The sequence below is a fragment of the Saccharopolyspora sp. ASAGF58 genome (assembly GCF_012277335.1).
In the GTDB taxonomy this organism is placed as follows: Bacteria; Actinomycetota; Actinomycetes; order Mycobacteriales; family Pseudonocardiaceae; genus Saccharopolyspora; species Saccharopolyspora hattusasensis.
Genome location: NZ_CP040605.1, coordinates 6,464,091 through 6,488,126 on the forward strand (window position 1 = coordinate 6,464,091; position 24,036 = coordinate 6,488,126).

The 24,036-nt window shown below is 69.4% G+C and carries 22 protein-coding genes and 1 tRNA gene; 4 read left to right on the forward strand and 19 right to left on the reverse strand.

The window, feature by feature from the left end:
- Positions 1–44: 44 nt before the first annotated feature.
- The 12 genes from FDZ84_RS30305 to FDZ84_RS30365 all read right to left on the reverse strand — a co-directional run bounded on the left by FDZ84_RS30305 (position 45) and on the right by FDZ84_RS30365 (position 11,547).
- Positions 45–1,289, reverse strand: a complete 1,245-nt coding sequence (locus FDZ84_RS30305; RefSeq protein ID WP_371812927.1) for a TnsA-like heteromeric transposase endonuclease subunit — start codon at positions 1,287–1,289, stop codon at positions 45–47.
- Between the two features lie 981 nt (positions 1,290–2,270).
- Positions 2,271–2,519 carry a hypothetical protein gene (locus FDZ84_RS30310; protein WP_168588654.1) on the reverse strand — a complete coding sequence of 83 codons (249 nt, stop codon included), beginning with the start codon at positions 2,517–2,519 and terminating at the stop codon, positions 2,271–2,273.
- Between the two features lie 605 nt (positions 2,520–3,124).
- Positions 3,125–3,943 (reverse strand): MFS transporter, encoded by an 819-nt coding sequence (locus tag FDZ84_RS38180; protein ID WP_210435214.1) that lies wholly within the window; start codon positions 3,941–3,943, stop codon positions 3,125–3,127.
- Between the two features lie 83 nt (positions 3,944–4,026).
- On the reverse strand, positions 4,027–4,479 hold the full coding sequence (locus FDZ84_RS30325) for a MarR family winged helix-turn-helix transcriptional regulator (protein WP_210435215.1): 453 nt from the start codon (positions 4,477–4,479) through the stop codon (positions 4,027–4,029).
- A gap of 137 nt (positions 4,480–4,616) precedes the next feature.
- On the reverse strand, positions 4,617–4,895 hold the full coding sequence (locus FDZ84_RS30330; RefSeq protein WP_168588655.1) for a DUF6343 family protein: 279 nt from the start codon (positions 4,893–4,895) through the stop codon (positions 4,617–4,619).
- A 56-nt stretch (positions 4,896–4,951) separates the two neighbouring features.
- Positions 4,952–5,515, reverse strand: a complete 564-nt coding sequence (locus tag FDZ84_RS30335) for a winged helix-turn-helix domain-containing protein (protein ID WP_168588656.1) — start codon at positions 5,513–5,515, stop codon at positions 4,952–4,954.
- 298 nt (positions 5,516–5,813) lie between these two features.
- The gene (locus FDZ84_RS30340) at positions 5,814–6,296 is read right to left on the reverse strand and encodes a DUF1992 domain-containing protein (protein ID WP_168588657.1); all 483 of its coding nucleotides are present in this window, start codon (positions 6,294–6,296) and stop codon (positions 5,814–5,816) included.
- Between the two features lie 40 nt (positions 6,297–6,336).
- On the reverse strand, positions 6,337–6,849 hold the full coding sequence (locus tag FDZ84_RS30345) for a DUF664 domain-containing protein (protein WP_168588658.1): 513 nt from the start codon (positions 6,847–6,849) through the stop codon (positions 6,337–6,339).
- An 86-nt stretch (positions 6,850–6,935) separates the two neighbouring features.
- Positions 6,936–7,778, reverse strand: coding sequence for an SAM-dependent methyltransferase (locus FDZ84_RS30350; RefSeq protein ID WP_168588659.1), 843 nt, complete (start codon positions 7,776–7,778; stop codon positions 6,936–6,938).
- Positions 7,779–7,847: 69 nt separating this feature from the next.
- Entirely contained in the window at positions 7,848–8,876 is a 1,029-nt protein-coding gene (locus FDZ84_RS30355; protein WP_168588660.1) for a GTP-binding protein, read from the reverse strand.
- A gap of 52 nt (positions 8,877–8,928) precedes the next feature.
- Entirely contained in the window at positions 8,929–9,846 is a 918-nt protein-coding gene (locus FDZ84_RS30360) for a ribonuclease Z (protein ID WP_168588661.1), read from the reverse strand.
- Positions 9,847–9,882: 36 nt separating this feature from the next.
- Complete coding sequence (locus tag FDZ84_RS30365; RefSeq protein ID WP_168588662.1) at positions 9,883–11,547, reverse strand: cytochrome bc complex cytochrome b subunit; 1,665 nt, start codon at positions 11,545–11,547, stop codon at positions 9,883–9,885.
- A gap of 1,279 nt (positions 11,548–12,826) precedes the next feature.
- Here FDZ84_RS30365 and FDZ84_RS30370 point away from each other — a divergent pair.
- The gene (locus tag FDZ84_RS30370) at positions 12,827–14,179 is read left to right on the forward strand and encodes an HNH endonuclease signature motif containing protein (protein ID WP_168588663.1); all 1,353 of its coding nucleotides are present in this window, start codon (positions 12,827–12,829) and stop codon (positions 14,177–14,179) included.
- Positions 14,180–14,194: 15 nt separating this feature from the next.
- On the opposite strand, the gene FDZ84_RS30375 is transcribed toward FDZ84_RS30370, so the two are convergent.
- A complete protein-coding gene (locus FDZ84_RS30375; protein WP_246868545.1) occupies positions 14,195–14,557 on the reverse strand; it encodes a hypothetical protein in 363 nt (120 codons plus the stop codon).
- Between the two features lie 117 nt (positions 14,558–14,674).
- On the opposite strand from FDZ84_RS30375, the gene FDZ84_RS30380 reads away from it, so the two are divergent.
- On the forward strand, positions 14,675–15,418 hold the full coding sequence (locus tag FDZ84_RS30380; RefSeq protein ID WP_168588664.1) for an SDR family oxidoreductase: 744 nt from the start codon (positions 14,675–14,677) through the stop codon (positions 15,416–15,418).
- Here the strand turns inward: FDZ84_RS30380 and FDZ84_RS30385 are convergent.
- From FDZ84_RS30385 to FDZ84_RS30405, 5 genes are all read right to left on the reverse strand, one after another.
- Positions 15,415–16,557 carry an MsnO8 family LLM class oxidoreductase gene (locus FDZ84_RS30385; protein WP_168588665.1) on the reverse strand — a complete coding sequence of 381 codons (1,143 nt, stop codon included), beginning with the start codon at positions 16,555–16,557 and terminating at the stop codon, positions 15,415–15,417. The genes FDZ84_RS30380 and FDZ84_RS30385 overlap by 4 nt on opposite strands.
- Positions 16,558–16,582: 25 nt before the next feature.
- Positions 16,583–17,950 carry an NtaA/DmoA family FMN-dependent monooxygenase gene (locus tag FDZ84_RS30390; protein WP_168588666.1) on the reverse strand — a complete coding sequence of 456 codons (1,368 nt, stop codon included), beginning with the start codon at positions 17,948–17,950 and terminating at the stop codon, positions 16,583–16,585.
- Positions 17,947–19,101: an LLM class flavin-dependent oxidoreductase gene (locus FDZ84_RS30395; protein WP_168588667.1), complete on the reverse strand. Its 1,155-nt coding sequence runs from the start codon at positions 19,099–19,101 to the stop codon at positions 17,947–17,949. Before FDZ84_RS30395 ends, FDZ84_RS30390 begins: the two co-directional genes overlap by 4 nt.
- Before the next feature lie 295 nt (positions 19,102–19,396).
- Positions 19,397–20,398: a selenide, water dikinase SelD gene (gene selD, locus FDZ84_RS30400; protein WP_168588668.1), complete on the reverse strand. Its 1,002-nt coding sequence runs from the start codon at positions 20,396–20,398 to the stop codon at positions 19,397–19,399.
- Positions 20,399–20,434: 36 nt separating this feature from the next.
- A tRNA-Sec gene (locus FDZ84_RS30405) sits at positions 20,435–20,527 on the reverse strand.
- 123 nt (positions 20,528–20,650) lie between these two features.
- Here FDZ84_RS30405 and FDZ84_RS30410 point away from each other — a divergent pair.
- Complete coding sequence (locus tag FDZ84_RS30410; RefSeq protein ID WP_168588669.1) at positions 20,651–21,439, forward strand: alpha/beta fold hydrolase; 789 nt, start codon at positions 20,651–20,653, stop codon at positions 21,437–21,439.
- Positions 21,440–21,446: 7 nt separating this feature from the next.
- Here FDZ84_RS30410 and FDZ84_RS30415 read toward each other — a convergent pair whose 3' ends face one another.
- Positions 21,447–22,424 carry a sigma-70 family RNA polymerase sigma factor gene (locus tag FDZ84_RS30415; RefSeq protein WP_168588670.1) on the reverse strand — a complete coding sequence of 326 codons (978 nt, stop codon included), beginning with the start codon at positions 22,422–22,424 and terminating at the stop codon, positions 21,447–21,449.
- Positions 22,425–22,719: 295 nt separating this feature from the next.
- Here FDZ84_RS30415 and FDZ84_RS30420 point away from each other — a divergent pair, with 295 nt between their 5' ends.
- Positions 22,720–23,988 carry a cytochrome P450 gene (locus FDZ84_RS30420; RefSeq protein ID WP_210435216.1) on the forward strand — a complete coding sequence of 423 codons (1,269 nt, stop codon included), beginning with the start codon at positions 22,720–22,722 and terminating at the stop codon, positions 23,986–23,988.
- The last annotated feature ends 48 nt before the right edge of the window (positions 23,989–24,036 follow it).

The window sequence follows — 24,036 nt, forward strand, 5'->3', positions numbered from 1 at the left end:
CCCCAGCAGCCACTTGCACCATACCTGTCTCACCAATAACATCATCACCATCGGCCTCTGAGCTGCGCAAACGCGAGGAAACGACCTCCACCACAGGGCGGACCCGCGGAGAAGATCCCGCCGTCCGCAAGCCACGTGACGACCAGCCGATCGCGGGTGCTGTTGACCTCGGCCAGCAGCTTGTCCCGTGCACCCTCCGGAAGCATCTTCGGATGTCGGCGACGCGGCCCCTTCGGCGCGAGCGGGTTGGCCGGCATGGTGGTCTTCACATGGCCTAGGAAGGCGCGGCGCCGGTCCGCTCGGGTTGGCAACCGTGCCGCGTCGAGCTTCTGGCCGAGTTCGCTGTTGACGCCGGAGGTGGCCTGGTGCAGATAGAACCCCTTCAGGCAAGCCGCCGTCGCTGACAGGGCTGAGCGGCTGTAGGGGCGCTTACCGACTCGCCACGGCTCGCCCAGAGGCATCTCGACCTCGGCGCCGACGATGCCCATATAGCGCTCAAGGTCCCGCAGCACCACCGTGTCGAAGGCAAGGCACTCGCGCTCCAGCCACCGCAGGTGGTTGACCAGCAGGTAGGCATAGGTCCGCTGCGTGCCCGAACCTTCGTGCTCTCGCAGGAAGCTATCTGCATCCTGAAGCAAGTGGAAGATCACCGGCAGCGTGGCCAGCGGGTCGCCGAGCAGCCGCGCCAGCTCCAACAACCGGTGCGGGACGGCCACGGCTTCGAGGGCGGCGGCCGCGACGTCGGCGCGGCGGCAGCGAGCGCGGCGGTAGCCGGCCAGCCAGCGCAGGTTCGCTGCCCGGACCGGGTCCGGCTCGTGCGCGAGCTCGTAGCGCCAGCCGATCTCGGCGCAGGCCCGCTCGGTCGCGGCGAACGCCGCGGCGTCGACCGGCTTGATCCGGCCAGCAGGGCGGCAGTCGATCACCAGGCCGGTCCCGTCGGCGAGTCGTGCGAAGTAGTCCGGGGCGTGCCGGCGGCCGCGGCGACCGTCGTCCCAGGTCAGCCAGAACGGCTGGGAGGCCAGGCCGACGACGTCGGGCGCGAAGTCGAGCCGGACGACGTGATCGCGCTCCAGCCACGACTCGAACCCGACGTGGCGGCGGTTCGTCGCGCACCACCACCAACCGGTGTTGTTGTGCTGACCGCGGAACGACGGGAACGACCGCACCGGCGCGACGTCCTCGAAGGCGTGCCCTGCGACGTCGGCGAGCGGAAGACGCTGATCAGCACCGTTGCGGCCGAGGAACCCGACGCGGAAACCCGCGGCGTTGCTCGGCGCCGCCGCCAGCAGAGGCGCAGCGCCTACCGGTCATCCCCCAGGTCAACGTCATGATCAACGAAGCGGGCCAACTGTACTGACCGCGTCACCCGATCGTGGACGGGGTCGCCGATCGCCACCGAAGACGAGGTCAGGCCAGGTCGGTTGACCGCGAGCCACCCACGGGCCAACTCAAGTGACCACGGGCCAGATCCACTGACCGCTGACAGTTGCTGCACCGGTGCCACCCGTCGCCCGCCGCCCGTCGCCCGCGAAGTGGCCATCTGCCGATCCTCCGCAGGGGCAGGCCAATGGTTTCCGAACGAAGGGAACGACGGGGAACGTTGGGCAGATCCGGTGTTCTCTCCGCTCATTCGTTGGCCTGGCCTACGTGACTCTGTCTGCACCAAGTTTCCGCAGCTCAGACGGATCGATTCCCTTGACTTATGCCCTGAACGGGTGTGTACTACAAGTGCGGTGAATCGATTGAGAGGGTCGGTGAACCGAAGGGGCGATGGCGCGACAGCCCCGAAGGAATGCATGGTCCAACTCAAGGACGTTCGTAGTCTTGAGCCCCGCCGGAAGTTCTGGAGCAGGCGGAGTTCAGAAGTGCGAAAGACGCTCGTCAAACTCGAGCTGGCGTTCCGGTAAGGGCCTCCGCAGCTGCGGAGGCCCTTTCATACGCCCAGAACCAACCGCCAGGTCACCCTTCGCCGCCGTAGTGGTACAGCGACGTATTCGAGGGAGACACGTTCTGGCGCGGCGCTGTTGGCCGCGCCAGCGTTGCTGAGTGTGCCGCTATTTAGTACACGCCGAAAAGCAACGATTAGCTCACACAAGCGGCTCCGTGGGGACCTGACTGGAACAGCAGAGGGCCCCCGGCGCTCGCCGGGGGGCCTTCCCTTCCTGTGTCCGCTGGTCAGAGCCCGAAGAAGTGCGCCACGGCCTTCGCCGCGGACTTGATCTTGTCCCAGACCCACTCGACCTTCTTTGCCAGCCAATCGGCCGCCTTCTTCACGAAGTTGATGACGCGGTGACGACGGTGTCGAACCCGTCTGCGATCTTTATCAGGACCGGGCGCTCGTCCGGGTGCTTCAGGCCGCGATCCCTGATCCTCTTGAAGAAAGCATGGTTGGCCGCGAGCAGCTTATCGCCGGTCTCCTTCTCCTTCTCGTTCATCGTCGCGATCCACGCGGCATCGTCCAGGCTCTTTGCATCCTGGAGCTTGGTGATCTCGTGATGAACCTGCGTGTCCGTGTCCACCGCGATGTCGTGGACCGTCTTGCCGGACTCCTTGGCGAGCTGTGTGGCCGGGTGTTCGGGGTGCGGAAGCGGCGTCGCCGTCGCAGAGTGCAGCTTCGCCAGCGCATGATTCAGCTCGTCTTCAACGTCGGACAGCGACCCGAACGGCTCCGGGGCGCTGTCGTGGCTGCTGCTGATCGCCTCGAAGCTCTCCGGGTCGTTCAGCAGGGCAGTCGTCGCGTTGAGCTTGGCCTCGTGTGAGGCGATGAAGGCTTCCCAGGTTTCGTCGGACGGACGAGATTGCTCAACCAGAGCGAGAGACCGTGCTGGCCAGCATCGCGCCCACGGGCCGAGCCCGAAGGACCGTTAGCGCCCGAATCCGACCAGGTCGTGCGCCGGGACTGGATGTTGTGCATGGTCGCGCTGTTCCGTTCGGCGGAGACGGTGCAGGCTCTCGCCCAGGCGCTGGAACGCGATGAGCGAAGAGGCCGGGACAAGTCAGAGGGATCGCCGCCGTCACCCCCGACGGACGAGTGAAGGCAGCCGTGCGGTGCGCACGGCGGAGCCGGCGATCTTGAGGTCGGCGGGTGTGAGACGTGCGGGTGCCGATAAATCATCCGCCCAGTTCAGGGCTGCATGTTGGTACTCGTGAAGGGTTCCGCGAGCCGATCTCGTCGGCGGATCTCCAGGCGTCTGATCTGTCCTGGCTCGGTGAACGGTTCGGGTAGCGGGCGAGCGCCTCTGGCGTTCCGGCGCGGGCGGGATGCCGTGCTCGCGGAGGATTTCCCAGACGGTGGAGGCGGCGACCTCATGATGCCGCCCGGGCCCTGTACACGTGAAGATCGCGGGGCGAGCGGCGGCCACTGGCCAGAGACGGCGATCAAGGCCGTGACCTGTGCGGATGATTTATCGGCACCCGCAACGTTGATCCAGAACACCCCGGCCCAGCCGAACCCGCCGACGAGCAGCCCGCCGAGGGAGGGCCCGAGCGCGGCGGTGACCTGCGAGCAGATGGCGAGCGCGGGCAGAGCGTTGTTCGGCCGGGAGCGAAACCGGTCAGCGGCGCGGCGGATCATCGCGACGTCGCACGGGTACTGGGCCGCGGTGCCGATGCCGATGAGGATGCGGCAGACCACGAGCGCCGCGACGTTCGGCGCGAACGGCGCGACCGCCGAAGTGGCGCCGACCAAGACGATACCGGCGAGGCTGATACGGCGCGGGCCGAGTACGTCGGCGATGCGGCCCATCGCGGGGGCGGCGACGGCGGTGGCCAGGTAGAGCGCCGAGACCAGCCAGGTCACCGAGGTGCCCGCGTCGAAGTGGGAGTGGATGCCGACCAGCGCGACCGCGATCATCGACGAGTTCAGCGGTTGCAGGATCGTGCCGAGGGCGATCGGGGTGACGAACTTGCCCGGTAACTCGGGCTTGGGGTCCGTCGATCGCAACAGGTATTCAGCGTTGCTGTCTTTTGAGAAGGGAATTTGTGCGTCGTTCGAGGCGTCGGTCCGATCCTGGGTAGAAGCCGGTGTCAGGAGTCGGCGAGCCGGTCCAGCAGCCTGGCCGCGAGCACCAGCAGCTCCCGTTCGACGTCGGTCAGCCCGGTCATCGCCTGGGCCAACCACGCCTCGCGCTTGCCCCGGTCCTGCCGGACCGTGCGACGGCCCGCCTCCGTGATCCGGATGATGGCGGCCCGGCGGTCGGCCGGGTCGAGGTCGCGCTCGGCCAGTTCGGCGTCGATCAAGTGCTGCACCATTCGAGCCATGGACTGCGGGGTGACCCGCTCGGCGGCGGCCAGCGCGCTGGCGGTCGCCGGACCGTCGCGCTCCAAGCGGCCCAGCACTGCCAGACGCCCCAGGGTCAGCTCGCCTGGATCGCGCTCGGCGCGCAGCCGACGCGCCAGGCGCATCACGCCCGTCCTGACCTCGGTGGCCGCCTGAGCGATCCCGGCGGTGTCTTCGGCAGCGGGAAAGTCGCGACTCATATATTCAGCATAGCTGTGTTTATCGGAGGTGTCTTTCCGCCAGGTAGGGAACGTGAGCCCCGGCACTCCGCGAGCCCCGGGCGTGACGATCAGGCGAGCGGTTAGAGACATCGCGCCAGGCTGTAACGCGGCTCCGATCAGCCGGGTTCGCCGCGGCGCTTGCGGTGGGCGACCCAGCCGAAGTCGACGAGGGCGGTCACGGCCAGCACGATCAGCGCCCACCCCAGCCACGCCAGTTCCGGCACGAACAGGAACACCAGCACGGCCGCACCCGTGCAGAACACCAGGCCGAATCCGGCCAGCCAGAGCCGCAGGGTCAGGGCGCTGCGCGCGTAGGGCGCTCCGGCGAAGCCGGCCATCGGGTCGTGGTAGCCCGGCAGCCCTCGCTCGTAGTCCTCGCGCTTGCGCTTCGGCATGCCGCCCGGCTACCCGCCTCGCCTCGGCCTCAAGCCGCCCGGAAGCTGGCGCGGTCTCAGGACGCGTAGGGGTCGGGCTCGATGTGGACGTCCGAGAGGCGGTCCACCCGGTAGCCGACCCCGCGAACCGTGGTGATCAGGTCCAGGTCCGGCCCGAGCTTGCTGCGGATCCGGCGGACGTGCACGTCCACCGTGCGGGTGCTCGGCGTGCTGTTCAGGTGCCAGACGGCGTTGAGCAGCGCGCCGCGCCGGTGCACCCGCCCCGGGTTCTCGCACAGGAACAGCAGCAGGTCGAACTCCAGCCGGGTGAAGTCGATGTTCGTCCCGTCGGCCCGCACCACCCTGCGCGGGGCGACCAGGATGCGCAGGGCGGGCTCCGTCGGAGCGGGCAGCGACCGCAACCGCGGCACCTCCGGCCTGGTCTGTATCTCCACAGTGGACTGGCTGGGAAGCTCCACCAAGGCGCGCAGTTTCCGGGCGAAATCGCTTTCCAACGTGGCGAGATCTCGTTGCGGGACGACGAACCGGGCGGTCACCTCGATCACCGCACCGTCCCCCAGCGGACGCGCCTCCGGGGACTCCGGACCCACCGCCTCCCGGAAAGCAGCTTCCAGCGTCATGGCACAGTTCTCCGTCTCATCGCGATGCCGGGGTCCACCGACACCGATGCGAACAACAGCACCTCGGCGGCAGGTCACCGGCGAGGCGAGGGCAACCCGGCGGCAGGCGGCTTGGACGAGCAGCGGGGCAACGCCGGGGCAGGGGAGATCAAGCGCGCGGACAAGCTGCGGAAGCGACCCACAACAGGTCGATGTGCGCGCGCTGCACGAGCAGCGGTCCCGGCGTCATGACATTGATCAAAGCACCGTCGACAACTTCCGTCAAAGCCGTTCAAAAGGTGGGAAACGGCTGGCCGGATCAGCGGCGGAAGCGTTGCCACCAATGCGTTTTCCGCGGTACGGGCTCGTTCGGCGCGGATGCTGGGCGCCGCTGCGGCTCGGGCCGGTCGGCGCGCCACCGGGCCACCACGTCATCGACGTTCACGGGTCCGACGGCGACCTGAGGTCCGGTCGGTGCGCGGAGGTATTCGACGATGCGGCGGTTCAGGTCCGCTGCCACGTCGCGGACGTCCTGCTCGGTGGTCAGGTCGCGAACGGTTTCGGGCAGCCGCTCGACCTCCTTGCGCAGCTGCAGCGGGGCGGGCAGCAGGGCATCGCCGGACAGCCCCTCGCGGCGGATGTACTCCTTGACCCACCAATGGTCGTCGAGCGGTGCGCCCGCGCCGGGCAACGGCTTGCCCGCGCCGGGCAGGTCGTCGAAGTCACCGCGCTCCTGGGCGGTGCGGATCTGCTTGTCGATCCATGATTCGAACGTGACACCGGGTGGCTTGCGCTCGGTCATGCCGCGATTGTCTGCCACCACGCTGCCCCGGTGCCACCGGCTATCCGGTGCGTTCGACGATGCCGCGGATGAAGGCGGCCTGGCCGGCGTGCTGGAGGTCGTCGGCGATCACGCTCACCAGCCGCACACCGAGGGTGACCGGGGGAGTCCACCCGGCGTCCACGACCTCGGCGAGGTCGTCGTCGGTCAGCTCCGAGACGAAGGCCACCGTCTGCGCGTGGACGGCGTCGTGGTAGCCGGTCAGCAGCTCACCGGAGTCGACGCGCACCTCGCCGACCTCGTTGGGGTCGTGGCCGTAACCGATGTCCTCGTGCGTGAACGGCAACCCGAAGCGCCCCAGCCAGTCCTGCGCGGTCCAGACCTGCTCCACCTCGGCGACGTCCGAGACGTGGTCGTCCTGCACCCGGGTCAGGTGCCACACCAGCCAGGCGATGGAGTTGGCTTCCGGATCGCCCCGGTACGCCAGCTGGTCGGGAGCCAGGCCCGAGACGGTCTCGTGCACCACTTCGCGGATTCGGCTGAACGCATCGACGAGCACCTCGGCGCTGGACATTCGGCACGCTCCTGTCGGCGAGTCGGAACCGGTCTGCGCCACGGTACGACCGCCGCCGGGATCCGGCAGCTGATCCACAGTGGACGCTACCCGGGCAGCACGCCGACCCCGGCCACCGCGCGGCTCTCCAGCGCCTGCTCGCCGGTGACCGGCCGGTCGGGCCGCCAGGCCGAGGTGAACACCAGGCCCGGCTCGACCATCTCGTAGCCGTCGAACAGGGTGGCGACCTGCGCCGGGTTGCGCAGGTGCAACGGGTGGGTGCTGGACTGGTATAGCTCGATGGCCTCCGCGACCTCGCCAGGCCAGTACTCCGGCGTCAGGCTGTGCGACAGCGCCAGGTAGCTGCCGGGCGCGCACGCCCGCCGGTAGCCGGCGATGATCCCGGGCGGGTCGTCGGCATCCGGGATGAACGGGAACACGGAGATCATCAGCACCGCCACCGGCCGGGAGAAGTCAAGCAACCGCCGGGCGTCGGGGTGGCCCAGCACGAGGTTTGGGTGCCGCAGGTCCGCGCGGATGATGGTGGCCAGGTCGTTGCCCGCGAGCATCCGCTGCGACTGGGCGACCGCCACCGGCTCGTGGTCGACGTAGACGACCCGCGCCGCGGGGTCCAGGCCCTGTGCGATCTCGTGCACGTTGCCGACGGTCGGGATGCCGGAACCGAGGTCGAGGAACTGGCTGATGCCCGCCTCTTCGACCAGGTTCCGCACCGCGCGCTGCAGGAACGCCCGGTTCTCCTGGGCGAAGGTGCGGGTCTCGGGCAGCACCGCCAGCACCCGGTCGGCGGCCTCGCGGTCCGTGGCGAAGTTGTGCGCCCCGCCTAGGTAGTAGTCGTACATGCGGGCCGGATTGGCGCGGCTGCGGTCTACCCCGGCCAGGCTCGCGAACAACTCCGCCTGGGCGGGATCCTGCCCCGGATAGCCCTGCATGGCAGCCCCTCCCAGTGTCGCGTCTTGATCGTCCGTAGGCTGCCCGCGCGAGCGCGCTTCCGCAAGGTCTCAGGAGCGCGTGTACTTCAGCACGTCCAGCATGCTGTGCTCGTCGGACCGGTCCGGTTCGCCCAGGCAGGCGGTCAGGCCGCTGCGCACCCGGTCCCGGTCGAGGCCGGAGCCGATCACCACGAGCTGGGTCCGCCGCGGCTCGTCCCGGCGCCACCGCGTGCGGTAGAAGCGCAGGAAGTCGCCGACGGTGTGCAGGGTGAACTTCTGCCCGCGTCCCGGCGCGCCGAAGTGGACCTGCCCCTTCATCCGGTAGATCCCGGCCGGGCGGTCGTCCAGGAACCGAATCAGCGCTCGGGGATCCACCGGGCTGTCGGCCGTGAACTCCACGCTCTCGTACGCGGCGTGCAGGTGCTCGTGGCAGTCGTCGGCAGGCTCGGCCAGCAGTTCGTCGAAGGACATCTGGCGCGCGGTGTCCTGCCGTTCCCGGACCGCTTCGCGCTCGAACAGCAGCGTCGGGTCGACGCGGCCGTGGTCGGTCGTCAGGACCGGCTTCCCGTCGGCGAGCCCGCGCACCAGTTCCGCCAACCGCCGCTGGTCGGACTCGTCGACGCGGTCGATCTTGTTAAGCAGCACCAGATCGGCGAAGCGCAGGTGCTGGTCGATCTCGGGGTGCCGCCGCCGGGTCGCGTCGAACTCCGCGGCGTCGACCACCTCGACCAGCCCGCCGTAGCCGAGGCGGGGGTTCGCGCTGTTCAGCAGTAGCCGGACCATGCCGCGCGGGTCGGCCAGCCCGCTGGACTCGATCACGATCACGTCGATGTCGCTGCTTGGCCGCGCGAGCTTGGCCAGCAGGTGGTCGAGCCCGCGGGCGTCGACGGCGCAGCACAGGCAGCCGTTGCCCAGTGAGACGGTGGAGTCGACCTGGCCCGCGACGCTCAGCGCATCTATGTTGATCTTCCCGAAGTCGTTGACCACGACACCGATCCGGGCGCCCTGCGGGTTGCGCAGCAGGTGGTTCAGCAGGCTGGTCTTCCCGGCTCCGAGGAACCCCGCGACGATGACCACCGGGATCGGTTGCCGAACCAACGAACCTGCCTTCCGCGCGATGACTGCCCGCCCGGCAGCATATCGGCACGCCTCAACGGCGCCGCGGCACCTGGACCCGCTGCAGGTCTTCGGCCACGACCACCGTGCCGTCGAAGACCGCCGCGGCCTCGTCGTGGAAGCGCTGCGGATCCGAGTAGCGCTGCGAGAAGTGCGTCAGCACCAGGCAGCGCACACCGCACTCGGCGGCGACCCGGGCCGCCTGGGCGGCGGTGAGATGGCGGTACTCGTCGGCCAGCCGCGCGTCCTCGTCCAGGAACGTGGACTCGATCACCAGCAGATCGGCGCCGTCGGCGACGGTGAACACGCCATCGCACAGCCGGGTGTCCATCACGAACCCGAACCGCTGCCCGGGGCGCGGCACGCTGACCTCCTCCAGCGTCACCATGCGACCGCCGTCCAAGCGGAGCGTGTGCTCCTGCTGGAGCTTCCCGATGGCGGCCCCGCGCACTCCCAACTCGGCCAACCGCTCGGGCACCATGCGCCGGCTGTCCGGCTCCACCAGCCGGTAACCGAACGTCTCGATGCGGTGGTCCAGCCGCACCGCCTCCAGCCTGCCGAACGGGCCGGTGGCGATCGTGCCCTCCCACTCGATCGGCCGCTCCTGCAGGTCGACGACCTCGTCGAACGCGGACGCGTAGCGCAGGTTGCGGAAGAAACCGGCGCCGCTGGCCGGGTAGTGCGCGTGCACCGGCCGCCGCAGCCGGTCCAGCGAGAGCCGCTGGACCACTCCCGGCACCCCCAGGCAGTGGTCGCCGTGGAAGTGGCTGATGCAGATCCGGTCGATGTCGTGCGCGCTGACCCCCGCGTGGATCATCTGGCGCTGAACGCCTTCGCCGGGGTCGAAGAGGAAGCCGGTGCCGTCCCAGCGCAGCAGGTAACCGTTGTGGTTGCGAGACCGCGTCGGCGCTTGGCTCGCCGTGCCGAGCACCACCAGTTCCCGATTGGACACGCGCGCACCCTACGGCAACGGCCGGGGCAGCGCCGATCACCGTTCGGGCGCCTGCGGGCGGCCCGAACGGACCTCGACCTCGGCCTCCCTGGCGGCGCGCCCCTCCTCGGCCTCCCGGCGGCGGGCGGCGTCGAGCGCCTCGGTCTCCTCGCGCGGATCCGGTACCAGCAGACTGCCCGGCACCGACCGGCCGGCGGCACCGAGCTGGTTCATCTTCTTCGGCACCGGGGTGGCCTGGTACGGCAACGGCACGGGGTGGCCGTGTTCGTCGACGGGGCCGAGCGGCTGGTGGACCTCGATGAACTCGCCGTGCGGCAGGCGCTTGATGATGCCGGTCTCCACGCCGTGCTCCAGGACCTCGCGGTCGGCGCGTTGCAGGCCCAGGCAGATCCGGTAGGTCACGTAGTAGGCGATCGGCGGCGCGAGCAGCACGCCGATCCGGCCCGCCCAGGTGGTCATGTTCAGCGACAACCCGAACTGGAAGGCGATGATGTCGTTCGCCCCGGACAGCAGCACCACCAGGAAGAACGTGATGGCCATCATGCCCAGCGCGGTCCGCACCGGCGCGTCGCGCGGTCGCTGCAGCAGGTTGTGGTGCGCGGTCTCGCCGCTGAGCTTGCGCTCCAGGAACGGGTAGATGATCGCCACGGTGAACACCAGGCCCAGCCCGACGACGAGCGGGAAGAACACCGCCGGAATAATGTACGGGCCCAGGTAGACCTCCCACGGCGGCCACAACCGCCCCATGCCGTCGGTCCAGATCATGTACCAGTCGGGCTGGGAAGCCGCCGAGATCATCGAGGCCACGTAAGGGCCGAAGTTCCAGATCGCGTTGATCTGGAAGATGCCGCTCATGATCGCCAGTACGCCGGTGATGATCAGGAACAGCCCGGTGCTCTTGACCGCGAACACCGGCATGATCCGCACGCCCTCCACATTGGACTCGATGCGCTTCGTGCTGGGGTACTGGGTGTGCTTCTGGTACCAGACGATCGCCAGGTGCGCTGCCACCAGGCCGAGGATGAGCCCGGGCAGCAGGAACACGTGGAACAGGTAGAACCGCGGGATGATCTCGGTTCCGGGGAATTCCCCGCCGAAGAGCAACCACTGCAGCCAGGTGCCGATGACCGGGACCGAGAGCACGATGCCGGAAGCGATCCGCAGCCCGGTGCCGGACAGCAGGTCGTCGGGCAGCGAGTAGCCGATGAAGCCCTCGAACATGCCGAGGAAGAACAGCAGGATGCCGATGGTCCAGTTCACCTCGCGCGGGCGGCGGAACGCGCCGGTGAAGAAGATCCGGAACATGTGCGCCACGATCGAGGCCATGAAGATCAGCGCGGCCCAATGGTGCAGTTGGCGCGCGAACAGCCCGCCGCGGACGTCGAAGGAAATGTCGAGCGTGCTCTCGAACGCCCGCGACATCGTCACGCCGCGCAGGTTGTTGAAGACGCCGTTGTAGGTCACCTCGGTCATCGACGGGTCGAAGAACCAGGCGAGGTAGGTGCCGGTGAGCACCAGAATGACGAAGCTGTAGAGCGCGAGCTCGCCGAGCAGGAACGACCAGTTCGACGGGAAGACCTTGCTGATCTGCCGCCGCAGCCCGGGAGCCAGGCGGAATCGCTGGTCCGCCTCGTCCGCCTGGTCGCGGACCCTCCGGAACAGCTTGCTCTCGGGCTTGGTCGGTTGCGTCAACCTGCTCATGTCGGCTCCCGGCACCGCGTCCCGAGCCGCCGACGGGGGTCCTGTGCTGCCGATTCCGCGAACTCCCGCCGAATGGCTGGGCGAAACGACATTGCGCGGCTACGAGCGTACTGCGTCCGTGGGTCCCCGGCAGCCGTATGGGCGTCAGATCGCTTCGCCCGGCGGCACTTGTCATCTCCAGTCGGACCCGACAGCGTCTCAGCTCCGGTCGGACCCGACATCGTCAAGACGTCCTACGTCCTACGTCCTACGTCCTACGTCCTACATCTTCTGTCGGGAGGCAGAGGAGTGGTATGTCCGAGCTGGTCGGCGGAGTGATCCCGCCCCCGTGTACGCCGCTGATTCCGGATTCGTGAACTCGACGTGCCATCGCTGGAGAAGCTCACCGCAGGTGTTCCTGCTCAACCACCACGTTGGGAGCGTGGTGGTTGAGGTTGGGGGAGCGGCGGTTGGAGATCGATCTCCGGGTCCGCCGTGGAGGTCCTGGGGGGAGCGCCCTGGGGGGGAGCGCCTGGGGGGCGCCCGGGGTGGAGGTCCTGGGGGGAGCGCCCTGGGGGGGGGAGCGCCTGGGGAGCGCCCGGGGTGGAGGGCCTGGGGGAGCGCCTGGGGGGCGCCCGGGGTGGAGGGCCTGGGTTGGAGGGCCTGGGATGGAGGGCCTGGAGAGGGCGATCATGGGGTGGAGGGCCTGGGGGGTAGGTCATGGGGAAGGGCCGTTTGGTGGCTCGTGTGGGCGGGTTGTACCCGGTTCGTATCGCTTCGGCATGTGTGGGGTTTGGTGGGTTTGGTTCGGGGTTGGGACTTTTGGCGTTCTGTTGTGGGTGGGCCATCCCCGTGTCGGTGGAGTGTGGGGGCTGCGGGCCGGAGGTCAAGCCCGGCCTTCGGCCGCCCCTTCGGGGGTGAACGGCTTGACATCCGTCCCGCAGCCCCTGTTTCGGCTTTGTGTCACGGGGATGGCCAGGAGTGGTCTGGCGGGGTGGGGCTATTGCGTTGCAGGGTGGCGGAGTACTGGGGGTGGGAGCGGTGGTGATCGCTGCGTTCCGAGGTGGCCCGTGCGCGGTTTTCGGTGCTATAGCACTCGAAACCGCTCACGACAATCATGCTGGTGCTGGTGCTTGGGTGTCGCCTTCGGCGTGCCCTGGTTTTCGTTGCTGTGTCGTGGTTTCCGGTGGTTTCGCTTCCGCGCGGGTTGGGTTTTTGGGCTTTGGGCCGGGTGTTTCACCTGATCAAGCGACCATAAAAGACGTGCGAACTGGTGTGCTAATGCGGGAGAATACTTGGTATGACACCGCTGTTGAACACCCAGGATCCGGCCGTCGGCACCGCTGGTGCCCGGTCGGCGGTGTCGTGCACGGATGCCGAACTCGCCGCCCGTATCCGTGAACTGGAGGAGGGGATGCGGGTGTTGATGATGGAGCAGTTGCAGTGCATCGCCGAAGCCGACCACCGTGGTGTGTATGCCGAGTTGGGGTTCCGGTCGGCGCAGGTGTGGTTGCAGGGGCTGCTCAACATCGATGCGCGTGATGCGAAAACCCGCGTCAAGGTCGCCCGCAATGTTGAAGACCGGCAGAGCTTGTATGGCGAGGTCATGCCCGCCGACCTACCCGAGACCGCCGCGGCACTGGCAGAGGGTGCGATCGGGTTGGAGCACGCGCGGGTGATCGTGGACGGGGTCCGTCGCCTGCCGGAGTATGCGCGCTGCCACCAGATCGGTGAGGTCGAATCGACCCTCGCCGCCTACGCGCGGATGATGACGCCTCGTGAGCTGGAGAAACTCGCCGAGCGCATCCGCTACCTGCTGGACCAGGACGGCGCCTACGACGACGAGGAAGACCAGCACAAGTCACGGGAGCTGCACTACACGGTTGCCCGGGACGGGATGACGGTCATCAAAGCCCGCCTCGACCGCGAGGCCGGGGCGAAGTTCGCAGCGCTGATGCAGCCCCTGGCCGCTCCCCGTCCGGAGGTGGAGGGGGAGAAGGATCCGCGCACGGTGGGGCAGCGCAACGCCGACGGGTTCGCCGCGATCCTGGACCTGGCGCTGGATCATGACGGGGTTCCGCGCACGGGTGGGCAGCGCCCGCACCTGACGATCTCTATCGATTTCGAGGATTTGAAGAAGGGGCTCGGGTTCGTCGCCGCCGAGACCGGTATGCCCGGGACCCTCAACACCGAACGGGCCATCACCGCCGAGAACGCCCGACGGATCGCCTGCGATGCCGAGGTGTTGCCGATGGTCCTCGACGGGGACGGGCTCCCGCTGGACGTGGGCCGGGCGAAGCGGACCGCGCCCGCCCAGATCCGCGCGGCGTTGCTGCAGCGGGACGGGGTGTGCGCGTTCCCGGGGTGCGACCGGCCGCCGGGAACCCCGGAAGCACACCACCTCGCCCACTGGGCCGACGGTGGAACCACCGAGCTGAGCAACATGGTGATGCTCTGCGGTCACCACCACCGGACCCTGCACAACCAGCGATGGGAAATCACCATGCGCGGTGGGCGACCCGCGTTCATCCCACCACCCACAGTGGACCCAAAGCGAACACCACGACCAGGTGGCAGGGCACTACCCGCCCAGCACCGCGAGTACCTCCGGGACCTCATCCCCGCACCACGGGGCCCGGCGGGCGATTCGTGACGCCCTTCGGCGCTCTCAAGCGGTGCGTGCTTCCGACACCACCAGCGGGGTTCCCTGCATGCAGGTCGTGACCATGCCCGGCTCGATCCTGCCGCGGACCACTGCAATCACACCAGGACGCAGCTCGGGCGGTGGGTGCACCAGCAGGTACTCCCGGTCACTGGTGTTGAGGACCAGGCAGCCGAGTTCGACCCCGGTCCGCACTTCGCCGCGCAACGTCACCTCCGTTCCCGCCACCTGGGCGGCGGGCGGCGACGCGGCGGGCGCGCTGTTCGGGGGATTCGCGGGCGGCTCGCCGCAGCCTGCCAGCGCGATGAGCGCGGAGAGTAACGCCGGGTAGCACCAGACGGCCCGCGAAGCTGGTGGCCTCAAAAGCACAGTGCGCACGTTATGGGTGTGCCCGGGTGCGGCTCGCGCCAACCGTCCGAAGGGATCCGGGCGCGGTCGCTGTGTGAGGTATCAATGAGCCCGTTGGCAATCGTGACGGGAGGGCTGATGAGCGACATGCGAGTCGCAGTGGTGACCGGGGCCGGATCCGGCGTGGGGCGAGAGATCGCGCAGGCCCTGCTCGGCGCGGGCTACCGGGTGGCGCTGGCGGGCCGGCGGCCAGAGCCGTTGGAAGAGACCGCGCAGGGCTCCGCAGCCGCCCGAGTGGCACCGACCGACGTCAGCGACCCAGAGTCGGCCGCCGCGCTGTTCGAGGGCGTGCGCGACGCGTGGGGCCGGGTCGACCTGCTGGTCAACAACGCGGGCACCTTCGGCACCGCCGGTTCCGTCGGCGAACTGTCCTATTCGGACTGGCAGGACGTCGTGCAGGCCAACCTGACCGGCTCGTTCCTGTGCGCGCACCACGCCTTCCGGATCATGCGGGACCAGGACCCGCAGGGCGGCCGGATCCTCAACAACGGTTCCATCTCCGCGCACAGCCCGCGGCCGCGCAGCGTCGCCTACACCGCGACCAAGCACGCCATCACCGGCCTGACCAAGTCGATCTCGCTGGACGGTCGGCCCTACGGCATCGCCTGCGGACAGATCGACATCGGCAACGCGGCCACCGAGATGACCTCGGGCATCGCCACCGGCGCGGTGCAGGCGGACGGCTCGGTTCGCCCCGAACCGACCTTCGACGCCCGGCACGTCGCCGACGCCGTGCTCTACATGGCGGGCCTGCCGCTGAACACGAACGTGCAGTTCCTGACCATCACCGCTACCGCGATGCCGTTCATCGGACGCGGTTAGGACGCCAGCCAGGCCTTGGCGAGCAGTTCGTAGGAGCGGACCCGGTCGGCATGGTCGTGGGTGGCCGTGGTTATCACGAGCTCGTCGGCGGCGGTGGCATCGCGCAACGTCACAAGCTTGCGCACCACCGTCTCCGGCGAGCCCACGATCTGCGTGTCCAGCCGGTCGGCGACGATTTCCCGCGCCTGGATTGTCCACGGGACCTCAGCTGCTTCGGCCGGGCTGGGGTACGGGATCGCGCCTTCCCCGGCGCGGATGCTGTGCACCCACGGCCCGTACGGGGCGGCGAGCTCCCGGGCCTGCTCGTCGGTGTCGGCCACCACCACGTCCGCCGACACCACGACGTGCGGGCGGGCCAGCTTCGCGGATGCGGTGAAGTCGTCCCGGTAGGTGGCGACCGCCTCCAGCACCGTTGATGGGCTGACGTGGTAGTTCGCCGCGAACGGAAGGCCCAGCGAACCCGCCGCGGCCGAGCTCTGCCCGGCGCTGGACCCGAGGACCCAGACGTCGAGATCGGCACCTTCGACCGGCAGCGCGTGCAGCGGTTCGCCGCTGGCGGACCGGAATCCACCGTCGACGAACCGTAGGATCTGCTCGACCTGGGCTCGGTAGTCCAGTGGCGATTCCGCGGGCTCGCCGGTGCTGAGCAGCCGTTGCTGCTCCTCGATGCGCGCTATGAACCGCTCCGATCTGGCCAGCCCGCGCGGCTTGGGCGGGATCAGCAGCCCGTCCACCACCTTGGCCTCGGGCGCCGGCCCGTCGGCGGGACCGGCGAACCGGCGCACCAACTCCCGGCCGCGCAGCAGGCCGGAGCGCCCGAGCCCAAGGTCGACGCGGCCCGGGTGCAGCTGGGCGATCGTGCCGAACTGCTCGGCGACCACCAGCGGGGAGTGGTTCCCCAGCAGCACCGCCGCCGAACCCACCCGGATCCGGCTGGTCGCGCCCGCGATCAGCGCGATCAGCACCGCCGGCGCCGAGGAGGCGACGCCGCGCATGAGGTGGTGTTCGGCCACCCAGTAGCGGCGGTAGCCGAGGTGTTCGGTGCGCTGCGCGAGGTCGATGGTGTTGCGCAAGGCGTCGGCCGAGGTCTGCCCGGACGGGACGGGCGACAGGTCGAGGACGGACAGCGGGGTGGGCATCAGTGCGACCTCCAAGCCGACCTGGTCATGAGGCGGTCTTCGTGCTGCGGTGGGGGTCTGCCAGCGGCGGCAGCCCGAGGTTCTCGCGCAGCGTCGCGCCCGGGTACTCGGTGCGGTACACGCCCCGTTCCTGCAGCAGCGGGACCACGGTGTCGACGAACTCGTCGAGGCCGCCGGGGATGAGGTGCGGGACGAGGATGAAGCCGTCGGAGGCGTCTTCCTGCACGAACCGGTTCATCGTCTCGGCCACGGTCTCCGGCGTGCCGATGAACGACTGCCGGGCGGTGACCTCGATGATCAGCTCCCGGATGGACAGCTGCTTGGCCTCGGCGAGTTCGCGCCACCGCCGGGCGATGGTGACCGGGTCGCGGTGGCGCCGGGAGCTGGCCCGGCCCTTGGTGATCGCATCGGCGCCGACCACCGGATCGAACTCGGGCAGCGGTCCGTCGGGGTCGAAGCCGCCGAGGTCGGTGTTCCACAGCTGTTCCAGGAACCGGATGGCGGTCTGGCCGCTGACCTGCTGGTGCCGGATGTGCGCGGCGCGTTCGTGGGCTTCCGCGTCGGTGTCCCCGAGCACCACGGTCGTCGCCGGGAACACCAGGAGCTCGCCGCGGGACCGGCCGTGCCGGGCGAGCCTGTCCTTGACGTCCGCGTAGAACTCCTTGCCCGCCTCCAGGGTTCCGTGGCCGGTGAAGATCGCGTCGGCGGCCGAGGCGGCGAACTCGCGGCCCGCGTCGGAATCCCCGGCCTGGAAGATCACCGGTCGGCCCTGCGGGCTGCGGGGCACGTTGAAGCGGCCCACGATGTCGAAGTGCGCGTCGCGGAGCGCGAAGGAGCCGGCCCGCGGGTCTTTCAGGAAGACCCCGGACTCCTTGTCGGCGACGATCTCGTCGCCGCGCCAGGAGTCGAAGAGCTCCCACGCGGTGCGCAGGAACCGCTCGGCGCGTTCGTAGCGCTGGTCCTCCGGCAGGAAGCCGCCACGCCGGAAGTTCTCGCCGGTGAACGCATCCCACGACGTGACGACGTTCCAGGCCGCCCGGCCGCCAGAGAGGTGGTCGAGGCTGGCGAACTGCCGGGCCACCTCGTACGGCTCGTTGAACGTCGAGTTGATGGTGCCCGCCAGCCCGAGGTGCTCGGTGACGGCGGCCAGCCCGGCGAGCACCGTGAAGGTGTCCGGGCGGCCCACCACGTCCAGGTCGTAGATCTTCCCGGCGTGTTCGCGCAGCCGCAATCCCTCGGCGAGGAACAGGAAATCGAACTTCCCGCGCTCGGCGGTGCGAGCTAGGTGCGTAAACGAGGAGAACTCGATCTGGCTCAGCGAAGCCGGATCGCTCCACACCGTGGTGTTGTTTACGCCCGGGAAGTGCGCGGCCAGGTGAATCTGCTTGCTCACAGGTGTCCTCCGGCGGTGGCGGCATAGCGGCCGGCGGGCCGGTGCAGGCCGAACAACCCGCGCAGCGTGCCGGCCTCGTAGGCGGTGCGGAAGGCTCCGCGTCGTTGCAGCTCCGGGACCAGGCCGCGGGTGATCGCGGTGAGGTCGTGCGGGATGGCGCCGGGCCGCAACCGGAATCCGGAAAGCCCCGCCTCGGCCCAGGAGAGCAGCCGATCGGCTAGTTCGGACGCGGTGCCGGTGAACACCGGAGCGTCCGATGTGTACACCGCACCGTCGAGCTCGTCCAGCCGGTCCTTCCGCTCGGCCGCGCGTTCGCCAAGGAACACGACCAGATCGCCGAACACGTGCGGGCCGGGTCCGGAAGCCGGTTGGTCGGCGCGGATTCGATCGGTGGTGATCCGCGCCTGCTCCGCGTCGTGCGGGGTGGTAAAGACGACGTCTGCGGCACGGGCGGCGAACCGGTGCGCGGCGGCCTCCGAGGCCAGGGCCGTCACCAGCGGCTGGCCCTGCGGCGGACGTGGCGTGATCGACGGCCCCTTGACGTCGAACCACTTCCCGGCGAAGTCGATGTAGTGCAGCTTTTCGCGGTCGATGAACCTGCCGGTCGCGACGTCGCGGATCTCCGCGTCGTCCTCCCAGCTGTCCCACAGCCGGCGGACCACCTCGACGTAGTCGGCGGCCTCGTCGAAAAGCTCTGCGGGGTCGACCTCGCGCCGGCCGAAGTGCGCGGCCTCAGTGCGTCGGTCCGAAACCTGCACCTGCCAACCCGCGCGGCCGGCGCTGATGTAGTCCAGGCTGGCGACCGCCTTGGAGATGTGGAACGGCTCGGTGTGCGTGACGACGGCGCTGGGCACCAGGCCGATGTGCGTGGTGCGGGGCGCGACGCGAGAGGCGATCAGGCCCGCGTCGAGCCGCCCGCGCACCTGGTCGGTTCGGTCGTCCGGGCCGTCGACGAGGGTCGACTGCGGGCCGAGCGAGTCCTCGATCGTGACGAAGTCGAGCAGGCCGTGCTCGGCTTCCCGCACGACGTCGACCCAGTACCCGGCGGTGAAGAGCTCGGCAGCGCGGGCGGATTCATCCCGCCACGCGGCGGAATGCCAGCCAGCGCCGTCCAGCGCCACCGCGAGGTGCAGGTTCGGTCGTGGTGCCATCTGCAGGTCCTTCCTGCCGCGCGACGACGAATCCACAGTGGATCGTCAGGTGGGGGAGCGTTCGCGAAGCGATGCCGGGACCCGGCGGCGAACGGTGATCGGCGAATGAGGCCGGGATGATGTGCGGGGCTGCGGGAGCTCAGTGCCGCGGACAGGCGGCGGAGGTGATCCGGAGGAGGTCGACATGGTCCCTGGTGACCAACTGCACCGACTGCGCCATGACATGAACGCTAGAAGCGGCGTGGGGAAGCGTCAACGGATTGCCCCGGCTGCCCACGATGTGGGCGGGAAATGCTCAGCGCAGCGAGATCGTCGCGGTACCGGCGGGCAGCACCCGGCCGATCACCGGCGCGCCCGGGATCTCGCCGACCACGAGCAGACCGCCCGAGGTTTGGGCGTCGGCGAGCAACAGCAGGTCTTCTCCCGACGTCGAACCGGGATCGAGGTGAGGGAGGACCCAGTCGAGGTTCCGGCGGGTGCCGCCGCTGACGAACCCGGCCCGCACCGCGTCCCGCGCGCCGTCGAGGTACGGCACGGCGGCGACGTCGATTTCGGCGGCGGTCCCGGACGCGCGCATGGTCTTGAACAGGTGACCCAGCAGACCGAACCCGGTGACGTCGGTCGCGCACACCACCCCGGCCCGCGCCGCAGCGACCGCGGCGTCGCGGTTGAGCGTCGTCATCGCCTCGATTGCCTGCTCGAAGCGTTCCCCGGTGCGCTTGTGCCGGGTATTGAGTACGCCGATGCCAAGCGGTTTCGTCAGCGACAGCGGCAGGCCCGGCCGCGCGGTGTCGTTGCGCAGCAATCGATCGGGGTCGACGAGGCCGGTGGCCGCCAGGCCGTACTTCGGTTCGGGGTCGTCGACGCTGTGCCCACCGCCGATGTGGCAGCCCGCCGCCCCGGCGGTATCGGAGCCGCCGCGCAGCACCTCGGCGGCCAGCTCGAACGGCAGCACATCGCGCGGCCAGCCCAGGAGGTTGACCGCGAGGATCGGAGTGCCGCCCATCGCGTAAACATCGGACAGGGCGTTGGCGGCGGCGATGCGGCCCCAGTCGTAGGGATCGTCGACGACAGGTGTGAAGAAGTCCGTGGTGGCCACAATCGCGGGTCCGCCGTCGGCGCGCACCACGGCCGCGTCGTCACCGGTCTCCAGGCCGACGATCAGCTCCGAGTTCGGCCGTTCGACGGCGGGGGCCAGGCCGCTGACGATCGACTCCAGCTCGCCGGGCGGGATCTTGCAGGCGCAGCCGCCGCCGTGCGCGTACTGGGTGAGGCGAATCGGTTCGGACCCGGTCATGCCCCCATTGCAGCACGTCGGAGCCGGCTCCACAGGCGGAGACGGACGGGAATCGAACCCGCCGCACCGAGGTGCTCGGTGCCATCGGCTTTGAAGGCCGAGGGGGCCACCAGGCGCCCATACGTCTCCGCCGCCACTGTAGCCCCGCGTGCGACAGCGCACCTGCCGGTGGACGGGGTCCTTTGTGGACGAACGTCTGTGAGCTCGGCGACTTCCGGGCTGGTGCCGCGTCGGCGGTCGTAGGATGCCGGCGTGCCGTTCGCGAAGACTGCTGACCAAGCCGAGATCTATTACCAGGTGCGGGGTTCCGGCCAACCGCTGGTGCTGTTGAGCGGGCAGGCGAACACCCACCACTGGTGGGACAACGTCCACGCCGACTTCGAGGGCGACCACCAGACGATCGTGCTGGACTACCTCGGCACCGGCGAGAGCGACAAGCCCGAGGACGCGGAGTACAACGTCCGCCGCTTCGCCGGCGATGTGATCAGCGTTCTCGACGAACTAGGCATCGCGCGGGCCCACGTCTACGGCACCTCGATGGGCGGCAAGGTCGCGCAATGGGTGGCCATCGACCACCCGGACCGGCTCGGGGCCCTGGTCCTGGGCTGCACCTCGGTCGGCGGCACCCGCGGACTCCACCCGGATGCCGCGGTCACCCGATCCCTGGCCCAACCGTCGGTCGAGGCGGCGCGCCAAGCCCTGATCGATCTGATGTACACGCCGGGATGGGTGCGGACCCATCCCGGCCCGTACGTGGTGCTCGGCGGCCGGATGCCCAACCACGCCCGGCGCGGGCACCTGCGGGCCAGCAACGGCCACGACAGCTGGGCGGAGCTGAACCGCGTGACGGCGCCGACGCTGGTGCTGCACGGCACGGACGACATCTTCAGCCCGGCGCGGAACGCGGCGATCCTCGGCGAGCGCATCCCTGGAGCTGAGGTGCACTACCTCGAGGAAGCCCGCCACGCGTACTTCGAGGAGAAGCAGGCCGAGGCGTCCGGGGTAGTGCTGCGGTTCCTCGCCGCGCATCCGTTGCGCTGAATCCGGCTCACTGCGGGTAGGTGTCGGGCAGCCCGAAGGAGGGGAACAGGCTGACGTCGAAGAACGTGACGGCGTGCTTGACCTTCGCGCGGTCGAATTCGAGCACCTGCAGGTGGAACGGCCGGAACACGCCGTCGGGCTGGCGCATGTAGACGCCGAAGGCGACCTGGCCGTTCGCCCGGGCCGGCAGCAGCCGCATGTCGTCCGGGCCGGCCGGGCACTTGAGGTCGACCAGCACGCCGATCTGCTCGGCGCCGCGCACCCAGTTGGTGAAGGGCGGCATCTCCCAGATCGCGTCCTCGGTGAACAACTGCACGATGCGGGAGATGTCCTTGGCCTCGAACGCCGCCACGTAGCGCTCCAGCATCTGCTGCTGTTCGGCGGTCAGCGGCTCGCGGGTGTCGTCCTCGGACGGCTTGACCTGGTCCAGCTGCGCCCGGGCGCGTTGCAGGGAGCTGTTGACCGCAGCGGTGGTGGTGCCGAGCGCTTCCGCCACTTCGGCGGCCTTCCATTTCAGCACGTCGCGGAGGATCAGCACCGCCCGCTGCCGGGCGGGCAGGTGCTGCAGGGCGGCGATGAAGGCCAACCGGGTGCTCTCCCGCGTGCTGACGATCGCCGCCGGGTCCGTGTGGTCGTCGGTGATCATGGTGTCCGGGATGGGCTCCAGCCACGGCACCTCGGGCAGCTCGACCAGCTTGTCGCGGGACGGGTCGCTGGGACCGCCCAGGCCGGTCGGCAGCGGTCGGCGCTTCCGGTTCTCCAGCGCGGTCAAGCAGGTGGTGGTGGCGATCCGGTAGAGCCAGGTGCGCAGCGACGACCGGCCCTCGAACCGGTCGTAGCCCCGCCAGGCGCGCAGGTAGGTCTCCTGCACGAGGTCCTCGGCGTCGTGCAGCGAGCCGAGCATCCGGTAGCAGTGCGCCAGCAGTTCCCGCCGGTACGGGTCGGCCTTCGCGACGAAATCGTCGGTGACCGTGGTGGTGGCCATGACTACGCCCTTTCGGCTTCCTGTGCTGCTGCTTCGGGACGCCCCGGACTGCGCCGACCGGCAGATGGGGTGTCGAAGGGCACAGTATCGGATACCACCGACAGGACGGTCCGATTCGCCGGCCAGCCAGCCGCCGCGGGACCACGATCCCCGATGCCGCCGTCTGATGTGGACGGTCGTGTCGCGGCTCGTGCCTGGTGGCGCAGGCATGGGCCGAGTGAATACCGGAGATCCGCATCCGCTTGGATGAATCGAAGTCTTGTTGGCGGAACATGCCGTACGAGGGGTTAGCTCGGTGGGAAGTCTTCGATCTCGGATCTCGTCCTGGTTCGTGCGTCGGTATCTCACGCGCCTGCGCGGGAAAGGGACCGGGGCGCTGGCGTTGTTGCCGGACGCGGCGTTGATGCCGTTGCGCCGGACCGGCCTGGACCCGGTGCCGGAACTCGGCCTCAAGCGCCAGCAGGAGCCGGTCGCCAAGCTCCCGGTGCCGTTCGGGCTGAACGTCTGGCTGGTCACCGGCTATCGGGAGGCCAAGGCGGTGCTCGGGGACGCCGGCACGTTCAGCAACGACTTCAAGCACCTCGTCGGCAACGCGGGCGTCCAGGCGGAGGACAACCCCGGTGGCCTCGGCTTCACCGATCCGCCGGACCACACCCGGTTACGCCGCATGCTGACGCCGGAGTTCACGATGCGGCGGTTGGAGCGGTTACGGCCGGAGATCCAGGCGATCGTCGGCGAGCGGCTGGACTCGATGGCAGCGGCGGACGGGCCGGTCGACCTGGTGCGGGAGTTCGCGATGCCCATCCCGTCGCTGGTGATCTGCGAACTGCTCGGTGTGCCGCACGTGGACCGCGCGGAGTTCCAGCAGCTGAGCGTGGCGCGGTTCGACTTGTTCGACGGCGTCGCCGCGTCGCTCGGCGCGATGTCGCAGTCGTTGGAGTACCTGCACCGGGTCGTCAAGGAGCAGCGCGAGAGCCCGGGCGACGGCCTGCTGGGCGCCCTCATCAAGGAGCACGGCGAGGACGTCACCGATCGTGAGCTGGCGGAGCTCGCGGACGGGGTGCTCACCGGCGGGTTCGAGACCACGGCCAGCATGCTCTCGCTGGGAGCTCTGGTCATGCTGCAGAACCCGGACCACTTGGCGATGGTCCGCGATGACGATGCCGCCGTCGCCGGTTTCGTCGAGGAACTGCTGCGCCACCTCACCGTCGTCCAGGTCGCTTTCCCGCGCTTCGCACGAGAGGACGTGGAGATCGGCGGGGTGAAGATCTCGCGAGGCGACGTCGTGGTGTGCTCGCTGGCCGGCGCGAACCGGGATGACGAGCTCGGGTCGGACCTCGAGCGGCTCGATCCCACGCGTCCTGCCACCTCGCACCTGGCCTTCGGCTACGGCATCCACCGCTGCGTTGGCGCGGAGCTCGGCCGGTTGGAGCTCCGCGAGGCCTATCCCGCCCTGGTTCGGCGTTTCCCGGCCATGCGCCTGGCGATTGCCCCCGAGGACCTGGCCTTCCGGAAGGCTTCGATCGTCTACGGGCTGGAATCCCTGCCCGTCCACCTGAAGTAGGCGCGCCTAGCTGTCGAGGAGTCGGCTCGTGCCGGCCCCGACGGAATC

Excerpts from the sequence above, each read along its gene's own strand:
- FDZ84_RS30325 (WP_210435215.1), bottom strand. The coding sequence starts at position 4,479 with ATGAGTCGCGACTTTCCCGCTGCCGAAGACACCGCCGGGATCGCTCAG.
- FDZ84_RS30330 (WP_168588655.1), bottom strand. The coding sequence starts at position 4,895 with ATGCCGAAGCGCAAGCGCGAGGACTACGAGCGAGGGCTGCCGGGCTAC.
- FDZ84_RS30335 (WP_168588656.1), bottom strand. The coding sequence starts at position 5,515 with ATGACGCTGGAAGCTGCTTTCCGGGAGGCGGTGGGTCCGGAGTCCCCG.
- FDZ84_RS30340 (WP_168588657.1), bottom strand. The coding sequence starts at position 6,296 with ATGACCGAGCGCAAGCCACCCGGTGTCACGTTCGAATCATGGATCGAC.
- FDZ84_RS30345 (WP_168588658.1), bottom strand. The coding sequence starts at position 6,849 with ATGTCCAGCGCCGAGGTGCTCGTCGATGCGTTCAGCCGAATCCGCGAA.
- FDZ84_RS30350 (WP_168588659.1), bottom strand. The coding sequence starts at position 7,778 with ATGCAGGGCTATCCGGGGCAGGATCCCGCCCAGGCGGAGTTGTTCGCG.
- FDZ84_RS30365 (WP_168588662.1), bottom strand. The coding sequence starts at position 11,547 with ATGAGCAGGTTGACGCAACCGACCAAGCCCGAGAGCAAGCTGTTCCGG.
- FDZ84_RS30370 (WP_168588663.1), top strand. The coding sequence starts at position 12,827 with ATGACACCGCTGTTGAACACCCAGGATCCGGCCGTCGGCACCGCTGGT.
- FDZ84_RS30380 (WP_168588664.1), top strand. The coding sequence starts at position 14,675 with ATGAGCGACATGCGAGTCGCAGTGGTGACCGGGGCCGGATCCGGCGTG.
- FDZ84_RS30385 (WP_168588665.1), bottom strand. The coding sequence starts at position 16,557 with ATGCCCACCCCGCTGTCCGTCCTCGACCTGTCGCCCGTCCCGTCCGGG.
- FDZ84_RS30395 (WP_168588667.1), bottom strand. The coding sequence starts at position 19,101 with ATGGCACCACGACCGAACCTGCACCTCGCGGTGGCGCTGGACGGCGCT.
- selD (WP_168588668.1), bottom strand. The coding sequence starts at position 20,398 with ATGACCGGGTCCGAACCGATTCGCCTCACCCAGTACGCGCACGGCGGC.
- FDZ84_RS30415 (WP_168588670.1), bottom strand. The coding sequence starts at position 22,424 with ATGGCCACCACCACGGTCACCGACGATTTCGTCGCGAAGGCCGACCCG.